This is a genomic window from Adlercreutzia sp. ZJ304 (genome assembly GCF_011039075.1).
Taxonomy (GTDB): Bacteria; Actinomycetota; Coriobacteriia; order Coriobacteriales; family Eggerthellaceae; genus Adlercreutzia_A.
The window spans coordinates 35,775-47,799 of the sequence record NZ_JAAKEG010000002.1 but is presented as its reverse complement, the minus strand read 5'-3'; the positions used below and the strand labels follow the sequence as shown (position 1 = coordinate 47,799).

Here is a 12,025-nt window from a genome sequence, read left to right as displayed (position 1 = left end):
TATTTATTGCTACTTAAACCCAGGATGCGCTTTATCTTTTTCGCTAAGGATAATTTTTGATTCATCAAAAGCGGAGTCGCCAGATAAAGGTGGCCATTCAATACCTATAGCAGGGTCATTCCACATCAACCCACCCTCGTCGTTGGGATGATAAACGTCGTCGCATTTGTAGCAGAATTCAGCCGTATCGCTTAGAACCAAAAAACCATGCGCGAAACCTCGGGGAATGAAGAACTGTCGGCGATTTTCCGCAGATAGTACAACGCCTTCCCATTTCCCGTATGTCGGGCTGCCTTCACGTAAATCTACCGCTACATCAAAAACTTCACCTTGCGTTACGCGCACTAGTTTGCTTTGCGGGTGATTTATCTGAAAATGCAAACCTCGCAGCACTCCGCGCGTGCTAGAAGATTGATTGTCCTGTACAAAATCGACATCAATTCCGCCGGCAACAAAATCGGGCTTTTTGTATGTTTCCATGAAGTAGCCGCGATCGTCACCGTAGGCTTTAACATCAACAATTATTACGCCGTCAATGCTAGTTTTGGTAAAAGTAAAATTGCCACTTTGTATGCATTCTGCTGACATGCCAACCGCCTCTCTACTGACCCTGCTTGGCATATTTTGCTTCTACAGCCTCTTTTGCGCTGACCCACCAATCGCGATTGTTGCTGTACCAATCTATAGTGGCATCTAATCCTTTATCAAAATTAGTATGTATCGGCGCCCATCCAAGTTCTCTACGCAGTTTAGAAGAGTCAATTGCATAGCGACGGTCGTGTCCCGGTCTGTCACGCACCCAATCAAAATCGTCTGGCTGCTTTCCCATGCGCGACAAAATGGAGCGCAGCACTTCTAAATTATTCTTTTCTCCATCGGCTCCAATTAGGTAAGTTTCGCCGGCTTTACCTTGTGTAAGGATTGCCCACACAGCGCTGGAATGGTCTTCGGTATGAATCCAGTCGCGCACATTTAGCCCGTCGCCGTAAAGTTTTGGACGGATATCGCAAAGAATATTCGTAATCTGTCTGGGGATAAATTTCTCAATGTGCTGTCTTGGACCATAATTATTTGAGCAATTAGAAATAGTGGCATTCACGCCATAAGTACGATGCCATGCTCGTACCAACATATCGGAAGATGCCTTAGTAGAGCTATACGGGCTAGACGGATGATACGGAGTATCTTCAGTGAAACGCGCTGGATCGTCTAAGGCTAAGTCGCCATATACCTCGTCAGTGGATATGTGGTGGAAGCGCACACTATGCTTTCTAGCAGCTTCGAGCAAACAATAAGTTCCCTCTACATTCGTGCGAATAAATGGTTCTGGATCGGCAATAGAATTATCGTTGTGCGATTCTGCAGCAAAATGAACTATTGCGTCTGCTTCCGGAACAAGTTGCTCTAGAAGTTCAGAATCGCAAATATTACCATGGACGAAAGTCATGCGGTTTTCAGGAATACCGTTCAGGTTTTCGCGATTCCCTGCATACGTTAGAGCATCTAAAACGGTCACATAAACACCGGGCTGATTGTCTACAACCCAGTGAACAAAGTTACTTCCAATGAATCCAGCACCACCGGTTACTATTATGCTGTTGAATGCATTACTCATAAGCCATCTTCCTTATTACGGCATATACTTAATGGTAGTTTATGCTCCTAGTTCTGCCAGTTTATCCATATACCCAGCGAGCGCTTCTTGCCAAGGGCGCATTTCGTTGCCGATAGTTGATTCCAGATGTTTATTTTTCAAGCTGGAAAATGCGGGGCGATTAGCGCTTTCAGGGTGAGCGGCTTTGTATTCTTGGCTGGTGCAGCGGTTCACTTTGCAGTTTGTATTCGCGAGAACAGCTTCAGCAAAATCTGCCCACGAGCAGGTTCCTTCATTTGTAACATGCCATATGCCATAGTCGTTAGTTAGCGCTATTTTTAGTATCTCGTAAGCTAAATCGTTTGCACTAGTGGGGTTGCCCAGCTGATCGTCTACAACAGTTACCTCATCGTGCGATTCCGCCAAGCGCAACATCGTTTTTGCGAAGTTTTTGCCCACGTACCCATACAACCATGCGGTGCGCACTATGTGATGACGATTGTTAGCACTTGCTACAAGTTTTTCACCTTCAAGTTTAGTGCGACCATATGCGCTTATTGGATTAACGGGATCCGATTCAACGCGCTCGCCGGGTTCATTACCCGCGAAAACATAGTCGGTGGAAACATGCACTATAGGTATACCATGCTCTTTCGTAGCGCGGGCTAAATTCCAAGCCCCTATAGCGTTAACCAACTTTGCCGTATTTTCGTTTGCCTCGCAGCCATCAACATTTGTCATTGCGGCACAATTTATAACTAGATCATATCTGCCAAGCTTAATGGCGTCCATCACGGCTTTTTCGTTTGTTATATCAAGATCGGGAGTGTCGGTATATACAACTTCAGCATCGCGGTATTCTTCGGGAATTGGACCAATTTCAGCTTTACCACTTTCGAGCAGTCTTCGCAGTTCGTTGCCAAGTTGCCCAGATGCACCTGTTATAAGAATACGCATAGTTAATCCTTATATTTGCTAGGAACAATACGTCCCTCAGCTACCTTCATCAAATGTTGACCGTAAGTGCTTTTGCCATACATTTTTGCAGCTTCAATTAGTTGTTCGTGGGAAATCCATCCATTTTCGTAAGCGGTTTCTTCAATGACCGAAACTGAAAGCCCTTGACTGCGTTCCACCGCGCGGACGAACTCTGATGCTTCGAAGAGACTTTCCATGGTTCCTGTATCTAACCAAGCATAGCCCCTGCCAAGCGTTACTACGTTTAGAGTGCCATCGGATAAATACATTTGATTAAGCGTGGTTATTTCCAGCTCACCGCGGTCGCTTGGTTTTACTTGTTTTGCCAATTCGCATACACGATTATCGTAGAAGTAAAGCCCAGTTACGGCGTAATTGCTCTTAGGATGCTGAGGCTTTTCCTCAATAGAGATAGCATTAAAGTTGTTATCAAATTCCACTACACCGAAACGCTCCGGGTCGTCCACATAGTAGCCAAAAACTGTAGCTCCCCCGTTTGTTTCGGCAGATTCAACAGCGTTGCGCAGATGACGCTTCAAGCCATTACCATAAAATATGTTGTCGCCAAGAACTAGTGCGCAAGAATCGCCGGCAATAAAGTCTTCTCCAATTATGAACGCCTGCGCAAGACCATCAGGAGATGGCTGTTCTGCATAAGAAAGATGTACACCGTAGCGCGACCCATCACCCAAAAGCCGTTCAAAATTCGGAAGATCAGTAGGGGTCGAAATTATAAGAATTTCTTGAATGCCCGCCATCATAAGCACTGACAGCGGATAGTAGATCATCGGTTTATCGTAGACTGGTAGCAGCTGCTTGCTAGTTACCGTAGTAAGAGGGTAAAGCCGCGTGCCACTTCCTCCAGCAAGAATTATGCCCTTCATATGCACCTTTCGCTGTAATAATCTCTAAGTTAAGATTTTAGCATCAGGGTATCTAGTATCCAAAATAATATAATTGTTTAGAGCGCTATTGTTAAAGCACTATCCTATTAATATCGAGAAAACGAAGGTTAGGAACAAGACACTTGAAATCTTTGACGATAAAAAATCAGCATAATGTAGGTAAGAAGTGGCTAGCCTTTATTGTGTTAGGCATATTATTACCTCTTGCATTATGTATTTATATATTACTGGTTGAAGCAACAACTTTTTCAAATATGTCTTGGGGATCTTTATTATCTCTTCGTTTTTTGCTAATTTGGATTCCTTGTTTATTGATCGGGTATGGAATTGCTTTTCATTTTCGGTGTTTTACTAATACGATTTTCAGATATCGATGGCTTATTGCATGTTGCTTGTTCGTTTTGTGTGTTCTGTTCGAGATATCTGGCTCATCTATAGCCCAGCTTGCCGCAGCAGCTGGCGGAAATAGCGATGTGTTATTCGGAGTATCTCGCCCTATCAGAAGCGATGAATGGGCCGTTTTTACCCCAATGGCATTTTCGCAAGTTGCTTCAGATGGGGGCAGTTTTTCCTATTTTCAAGATACTCTTCGTGCCACAGAAACCGATATGTTTGGTGTTTACGGACAACCTGTTTGGGATATTGCGGAAATTTTCAGACCATTTCAATGGGGATACCTTATTCTTGGTGCAGCAAAAGGTCTTGCATTCTTCTGGTGCGGAAGATTCATTTTCTTATTTATGGTTAGCTTTGAGTTTGGCTACCGTTTCTTAGTTAGGGGTTCAAAACCGCTGGCATTAGGATATGCGTTTATGGTTGCTTTTGCGCCAATAGTGCAGTGGTGGTTTTCTGTAAACGGTCTTGTAGAAATGCTCTTATTTGGGCAGCTAGCTTTAATGTGGGCACAATGCTATTTGAAGACAGAATCGTATGCGAAGCGTTCCCTGTATACATTAGGCATTACATGGTGTCTTGGTATATATGTATTTGTTTTTTACCCCGCATGGCAAGTTCCACTTGCATATATTTTCTTAGCATTGCTGGTTGCTTTGCTTATACAAGAATTGCCTTCCGCTTATAAGAGTTGGCGCGATATAGCATTATGTTTATGCGCTATTTTGATTCTTTGTTTTGCTGTTGCATATGTTTTTCTATTCAAGTCGGCAGACACCATTGCTCAGGTAATGAATACTGTCTATCCGGGACAACGTAATTCTGCCGGAGGAGGAGCGGAGCTATTACTTTTTGATTATGTTGTTTGTTTAATATCTCCAATTGATAATTCAGGAATAACCCCCAATGTTTGCGAGGCGGCTACATTTTTTACCGGTTTTCCTCTATGTATAGTTTTAGCTTTGATTGTTTTATATAGGAATTCATCTAGCAGAAGTCTTGTTGCTCCTCTACTAGTGGTTTGCATCTTTCTTTTAGTTTACGGAGTTGTAGGTTTTCCTGAAATTATTTCTAAAGTCACTCTGCTTGGAAAATCTACTGCTCCAAGAGCTACTGCTGTAGCCACTTTTGGATTATTGCTAGTTATGTTTGCAAGTATTAAATACTTAAAGCCAATATCAGTTCGTGTTGCCATCCCTGCAGTGTTGGCGTGTTGGGCTATTGCAATTGCTTGCTTTTATGTTTTAAGCACTCATTCCGTAAGCTCTTCGAGACTTGCTTTTGCGTTTGCACTTGTTCTTGTATTTATGGCTTCTGCTATGTTTTCATTTACCTATATCGGCAAAAAGATATTTTGTGCAATATGTATAGTTATTGGTTTGCTTGGCGGAGGGTTAGTTAACCCCATCAATGTTGGAATAGATGGATATAAATCTTCAGAACTTTTACGTGATATTGAGAGCGTAAATAGCGAAAACGATGTTTGGGCTGCAGTTAATATACCTTTAGTATCTACTAATAATATAGGTATTACAAGTGGAGCAAAAACGATTAACTCTACTAATACGTATCCGCAGTTGGAGACTTGGAAAAAACTAGATACAAATGGTAATTTTGAAGATATCTACAATCGTTATGCTCATATCGCTATAAATATTAAGGATGAAGGTGACCCAGAATTTTCATTAATATCCGCAGATGCATTTAGTTTAGCGTTAACGGCAGACGATTTAGCTAATCTTGATGTGACAAAAATATATTCATCAGATCCTAATTTGGACAACTATTCAAGTTCCCAGACTCAAATATTGCCCTTAGATACAGAAGGAAGTTTCTATACTTACGAACTAGTTAATGCATCCTAAGTATATATGCAACCTAGAAGTTCGATGGTTTTTGCTATTGCTGATAACTACTGTATGCATCGCAGACTTCTTGGGCATCGCCAAGCATTTTTAGGTGACTTTTCTCTATCCAAAGTGCGCGGTTACAAAGCCTGCGCACTTGGTCGATACTGTGAGAAACAATAAGTACAGTGGTACCATTTTTAATCATTTGATTAATTCGGTCTTCGCATTTTTGCTGGAAAAGAAAGTCGCCTACGGAAAGCACTTCGTCCACTATTAACAAGTCAGGTTCAGTTACTGTGGCTATTGCAAATGCAATACGCGCCACCATACCCGATGAATAATTCTTAAGAGGCATTTCCATAAAACTTTGCAGCTCGGCAAAATCGATTATTTCATTGATATGATCGTCGAGAAACTTTTTAGAAAAACCTAAAAGCGCACCATTCAGATATATATTTTCTCGTGCTGTTAGTTCCATATCGAATCCAGCACCAAGTTCAATAAGCGGAGATATACTGCCATTTACAGTACATGTACCTTTGCTAGGTTCAAGTACACCTGCAATAACTTTCAACATAGTAGATTTACCAGAACCATTTGTGCCTACAAGTCCGAACACATCTCCCCGATTAACAGTAAACGTCACATCGTCTACAGCGACGAATTCGCGGAACATCAATTCGCGACGCATTAACTTAATGAAGTATTCTTTTAAGCTCTGAATTTTTTCGTTGGCAATATTAAATATGACGGATACGTCTTGAACGGCAACAATAGGCTCGGCTGAGCTACTATCGGAAATATCGTAGGTATTTGAAAGTTTGTCTGACATTTTGCTCTCCGCTAAACGTATAAGATGAATTTTCTTTCAAGTTTCTTGAATGTAAAAAGCCCTACTGCAAAAGTTACTATAGCGAAAACAGAGCAGTACACTAATGTTAAGCTAATGCCAATGTCTGTAGGTAAGGCAACTCCTGTAACCATTTGACGAAAGCCCGATACAAAATAATACATAGGATTAAATTGTATTAATGTATAAACCCACTCTATACCGTTATTTCTAAGTGCATCGAGCGGCCAGAAAATTGGGGTGAAATAAAACCAAACTGTAGTTAAAACAGTCCATAGATGTTCTATGTCGCGGAAGAAAACAGTTAGTGCGCTGACAAGATAAGCCACACCTAAAGTAAAAACAGTCAGTAATAATAAAAGCACCGGTACAAACACTATTTTCCAACTTGGAATCATGCCAAAGAACAGTAAAACTAAGCAGACCGCAATTAGCGAGAAGAAGAAATTCACTACCGCGAATATTACTTTTTCAGTTGGAAAAATAATTTTTTCGACATGAACTTTTTTAATTAGCGGTGCTGCATCTATGATTGAACGCATTGCGCCATTAGTGCCATCTTGGAATATGGTAAAGAACGTTTGACCCAAGATTAGGTACACCGCAAATGGGTACATATCAAATGTGAACCTGAAAATATTACTGAATATAAGAGCCATTACTATCATCATTAGTAATGGGTTTAGCATACTCCAAACTACGCCTAGGACAGAGCGCCTATAACGTAGTTTGAATTCTTTGGACACCAAGTTGTAAAGCAAATAGATGCTATTTTTTTGCTGTTGGTTAGTTTTAGGAATGTTTGTATTCATATCTGTCGCTTAGTATCTGTAGTTGAAGAGTGTTATCAATCTATGCATTATTATCCAAGTGACAACGTAGGTCTAAAATAAGGATCTCCTAAAATATAGTATTTAGTCCATCTTAGTCTTAATAATGCTGCTTCTTTGTTGAATCTTATTTGTTTTTCAGGCGTATTTTCATATCCGCGAGATAGAGATTCATAATGATAAAGTTCAACTGATGGCAAGTAGACTATTAGTTTTTCTAGTTCGCGTACACGAAGACAGAAATCTACATCATTGAAAGCGATGGCAAATTCTTCGTCGAATCCTCCAACTTGGTCAAATATTTCTTTTTTAACCATTACACAAGCTGCTGTTACTGCACTTAAGTCTTGTGTCTGAAGTGTCAACCCACTGTATCCACTGTTTCCTTTAGGTAGTTCGTGGTAAATATGAATTGGTCCAGTTTGAACCATAACTATACCAGCATGCTGAATTGTATCATCTGGATACCAGAGTCGTACTCCAACAATTCCGACATCGTCGCGCCGACAAACTCCTAGCATCTGTTCAAGCCAGTTATTTGTAATTATTTCTGTATCGTTATTGAGTAAAACAAGGTAATCTCCTTGGGCTTTTTGTGCACCAAAATTAACTATTTTTGAAAAGTTAAATTCGTGAGCCCATCGCTCAACTCTCACATAGTCGTACTTTGCTGAAATTGTTTCGTAATACTTAAATGTTTCGCTTTGTTCGCTATTGTTTTCTACAACAACTATTTCGTAGTTGTTGTATGTAGTTTTTTCAATAATTGAATCTATACATCTTGCAAGCGTTTCGCATTCGTCTTTTGACGGGATGATAATTGAGATAAGGGGATTAATATCATCTACTAAATATTCAATATCGTACGAGAATGGTATTTTGTTAGGTGTTACTTTTGCGCGAATTCCTAATCGATCTAAATGGCTCTGAACAGCATTAACGCCAGCCTGAATCGCATATGGTTTAGCATCTGCTCCTGCAGCTACTGATCCCTCACAAATCCTCCAGTGATAAAGAATGCGAGGAACGTGATGGATGTTTGTAGATATTTCAGCTACCTTTAATGTTAAATCATGGTCTTGTGCACCATCTACTTCCTGAGTATACAATTCAAGTGAATTTATTAGCGATTTGCGAACGCATAGCATATGGCAAATATAATTAACATTTCTAAGCAAGTCTATTGAGAAATCTGGCTTGAAGAAAGGACCATCATATGAGCCGTTAGGCATAAGCTTATCTTCATCACAGTAGAGTAAATCTATTTTTGGATTTTTATTAATTGCTATAGCATATTCAAATAGCATATCGGGCTCAATTGTATCGTCATGGTCTAAGAAACATATATAATCACCAGATGCAGCCTCTATTCCTGCACGAGTATTAAGCGATATCCCCATGTTGCTTTCTAATTTTATTTCTTTTATTCTAGGATCAGTTTCCGCATTTGCCGCTATACGACTAGACAATGCGCTATCTTCGGGGCTTGCGTTTACTAGAAGCAATTCCCATTTAGCATAACTTTGCTCGATGACGGAACGAACCATTTCATCAAATAGTTTTATTGGGGTTTTATATAGGGGAACAATAAAACTAAAAAGTGGCTCCATATCTAAATGTGTATTCACTTGCATATTAATATCAGCTTGATTTGCACGATGCATATCAAACCATTCTTCATAAGGAATATCTATGATAGGTATGTGATCACCTACCCACTCTTTAATCCTGCGTTTGCAATTTGCTGGTTTTAGAACGGCAAATCCACTCAATTTTTGATCGTTTTTATTGCGTGCCGTAAATAAGTAATGTTTATTTTTATTGTTCAACACTATTGAATAGCGCAGCACGCGAAATGAAACAGTATTTTTCCATGATACACTTCTGTAGTCTTCTCCTAAGAATATAAATTCCGAATCTACCAATTTTAAAGACTCATCAAAGCATTGCAGTTCAATATCGGCATCACTGTTATATGGAATTTCTAGTTGAAGCCGAACTCTAAATTGATCGTTTTCTAAAGGAATTATCTCCCAAAATTCCATATGTATACGGTCGTATTGTGCGCGCTCATCAAAATCGCGTATTTGTTTTGTTAATCCTTTATGCAATTTATAATTTATGCGAGATTCCCATTTGGCTATAAAGCTCGAAACGGATTTTTTAACCGGCTCCCCTATAAGGTTTTCGTTGGAATCTACCTCAGTAAAAGTGAGTTCCTCTTTAACTGGCATATTTGGTAAAACAACTACATAAGAAGTGGTTGTTTCATTCTTATCTAGTTGATAAATTCTGCTCGGCAGAATGAAGCCGTCCTTTGCCGTGCAAGTAAGTTTGATTTTAGAGTCACTTTGCAGCTGTTCGATTTCTACTTTTATAAATATCTTTCCATTGCCGCGGCAAAGACCTTTGAATGCAACTTGCATAGTATGCTCCACATCGTTTAATTATCGACAGGTGCTAGACATTATAAAGGCTAGAGCTGGTCATGCGCACTAAAGGTTCCTTTGCGCGAAAAATTTTGATGAATCAGGTTGCGTTTCGTTGATTTTATTAACATAATCGGTTGCGTTTCGTGAATAACAAAGGAGATCGCTAATGTTAAAGCACCGGGCATATAGCGAATTGATGGCATAGAAGAAACTAAAAACATAGCAAGGAATGCTAGTAACGGGCGCACGCCAAGTAAGCAAGACTACCACTGGCAGAGAATTTGCCAAATTAGGGGAAAAACATACGATTCGTTAACCTTGCCACAGCATTTGATTGGCTAGAGCGTGCTGGGGTGGTGTTGCCGACCATGCGTGTAAGTGACCCTGTTTATCCTTTGGGACTTTCTGCCGATACGGGCTCGTTCAAGCTGTGCTTTTTTCGTTTTTGCTTTTCGCTCCTGTAGTCTTATTACACTGTTCAATACAGATGTATTACGCATTACCTTTCATTATTGCTTGGACGTTACTGGGAAAACCGTAAAACGTCTATGAAACTTGTACTAGCACAAAGGGTTTTTAAGGTTACATGACTCAGACCATGTGAGAGCGCATATAGAGAATCAAGCCTAAACCGCAGATTACGCCGCTTCAAAATGAGAAGCATGCTATCATTTCCATATCCCCAAGCTTATATACTGTCTCAGTGTTTTGGCTGAGTCTGGATACAAAGATGCGAGATTACTGTCGTAAGGAACCAGAAACAACAGAACGCTCGTAACCGCTGTAATGACTCCAAGCACCGAAAGTGCGACGTAGAAGACTTGGTTCTTGACGCTTTCACCCCAAAAGCCATATAGGACAAAGGATATTATCCCCAAAAGCCAATATACATCCATTCTGTAGCGCTCCAGAATATAGGGCGACCATACGGAATCGAATAGACCTATCAGTATGATGGCGACAATCATCGTAAAGAGGTATGTCAGAAGCCTCCTCTCCCTTAACATTACCCTTACTCTGGGGTAAGCCAATGAAAAAAATGAGATAAATAACATGGGGTAATTTATAAAAACTCCTGCAAATGTTGTAGATTCTCCAGGTAGCTCAAAAAAGAACTTGCTGAATTCCTGCAGGGACGAACTAAACGACCGACCGCCTTCCCCATACCCGCTTTGGTCGGCTACGGTAAGCTGATAGGACTGCCCGAACTCGAAGGGGCTTTCAAAACGAAGAAAATTGTATCCCATGAGAAGCGCCCCAACAATTACATAGGGTGCGATTATGGCAGTAGCATCGATAATGAAATTGCGCGTATCCCGCATTCTGAACAGCGAAACAAGTAGAGGGATTACGACGAGATTGGCAAGCGCAATCGGAGGGCGACAGCCGAACGCCATAGCTCCCAGCAGAGAGGCAAGTACAAGAAAGATCCTTCTTCGTATGTCGAGGCGCGAACCGAATTCCATCCCCATAGCTTGAGCAAATAGATATAGACTCCATACCTCGCTGCACAGCGCCGATGAAATTGCTGTGCAGTATAAAGCGGGTGATCCGACCCCATACCATACGCTCATAAGAGAGAAGGCTACACAAAGAATTAGAAACGAAACGAAAGGCATCTGCTTAAAATAGATTTTACGCATCCTCCAGAACAGCGAAAAAAGTCCCACTATGAAGAGAGCAACAAACAACTGTGTAGCATGATATGTTGTTAAAGAATGTCCGGTAATCAATTGGTAGGGCAAGAATAGGACCAGGACTGGTACTATGCCGAAATACATGTAATAGCGCCCATCATAGAAGGCGTGATCCCAGAAAAATGAAGCCCCCGAATCATTTCTGGCGACCGGATCATAGGGATTGTTCAGCTGTGCCAATACAGGATCGACGGGCAAGTCTAGATACAAGTGCCCTTGGATAAGCGATTGCGCCATCAACTCATATTGATTATGATGTGTCGGCACATCCCCGTTCCATGCAGGATTAAGTCCCATGGGTGCAATACATATAAAAATCGTGATTAGACAAACAACGATAGCTGCAACAACACATCTATCGACTTTTCGAACATTAAACACCATCTGAAAACCCGTTTTTAACTCTAACTTCGACCCAAGCTATTTCTCGCGTAAGCATTATAGAACCAAAAGAAAAGCCGAAACGAAATAAACCAAAATTCTGCCGCTAATCTCT

9 protein-coding genes are annotated in these 12,025 nt (G+C 40.8%); 1 reads left to right on the top strand and 8 read right to left on the bottom strand.

From position 1 onward, the window contains the following. Positions 1–9: 9 nt before the first annotated feature. The 4 genes from rfbC to rfbA are packed head-to-tail and all read right to left on the bottom strand — an operon-like array spanning position 10 to position 3,456. Positions 10–588, bottom strand: coding sequence for a dTDP-4-dehydrorhamnose 3,5-epimerase (gene rfbC / locus G7Y46_RS01475; protein WP_165251930.1), 579 nt, complete (start codon positions 586–588; stop codon positions 10–12). A gap of 13 nt (positions 589–601) precedes the next feature. Beyond that, on the bottom strand, positions 602–1,615 hold the full coding sequence (gene rfbB, locus G7Y46_RS01470) for a dTDP-glucose 4,6-dehydratase (protein ID WP_165251928.1): 1,014 nt from the start codon (positions 1,613–1,615) through the stop codon (positions 602–604). Positions 1,616–1,654: 39 nt separating this feature from the next. Continuing rightward, positions 1,655–2,551, bottom strand: coding sequence for a dTDP-4-dehydrorhamnose reductase (gene rfbD, locus G7Y46_RS01465; RefSeq protein WP_165251926.1), 897 nt, complete (start codon positions 2,549–2,551; stop codon positions 1,655–1,657). Positions 2,552–2,553: 2 nt separating this feature from the next. Further along, positions 2,554–3,456 (bottom strand): glucose-1-phosphate thymidylyltransferase RfbA, encoded by a 903-nt coding sequence (gene rfbA, locus G7Y46_RS01460; RefSeq protein WP_165062550.1) that lies wholly within the window; start codon positions 3,454–3,456, stop codon positions 2,554–2,556. Positions 3,457–3,599: 143 nt separating this feature from the next. Here rfbA and G7Y46_RS01455 point away from each other — a divergent pair, with 143 nt between their 5' ends. Beyond that, a complete protein-coding gene (locus tag G7Y46_RS01455; protein ID WP_165251924.1) occupies positions 3,600–5,735 on the top strand; it encodes a hypothetical protein in 2,136 nt (711 codons plus the stop codon). A 34-nt stretch (positions 5,736–5,769) separates the two neighbouring features. Here G7Y46_RS01455 and G7Y46_RS01450 read toward each other — a convergent pair whose 3' ends face one another. The 4 genes from G7Y46_RS01450 to G7Y46_RS01435 all read right to left on the bottom strand — a co-directional run bounded on the left by G7Y46_RS01450 (position 5,770) and on the right by G7Y46_RS01435 (position 11,826). Further along, positions 5,770–6,552, bottom strand: a complete 783-nt coding sequence (locus tag G7Y46_RS01450) for an ABC transporter ATP-binding protein (RefSeq protein ID WP_165251922.1) — start codon at positions 6,550–6,552, stop codon at positions 5,770–5,772. Between the two features lie 11 nt (positions 6,553–6,563). Continuing rightward, positions 6,564–7,382, bottom strand: coding sequence for an ABC transporter permease (locus tag G7Y46_RS01445; protein WP_165251914.1), 819 nt, complete (start codon positions 7,380–7,382; stop codon positions 6,564–6,566). A 50-nt stretch (positions 7,383–7,432) separates the two neighbouring features. Beyond that, positions 7,433–9,826 carry a glycosyltransferase family 2 protein gene (locus G7Y46_RS01440; RefSeq protein WP_165251912.1) on the bottom strand — a complete coding sequence of 798 codons (2,394 nt, stop codon included), beginning with the start codon at positions 9,824–9,826 and terminating at the stop codon, positions 7,433–7,435. A 674-nt stretch (positions 9,827–10,500) separates the two neighbouring features. Further along, a complete protein-coding gene (locus G7Y46_RS01435; RefSeq protein ID WP_165251910.1) occupies positions 10,501–11,826 on the bottom strand; it encodes a hypothetical protein in 1,326 nt (441 codons plus the stop codon). Between the last annotated feature and the right edge of the window lie 199 nt (positions 11,827–12,025).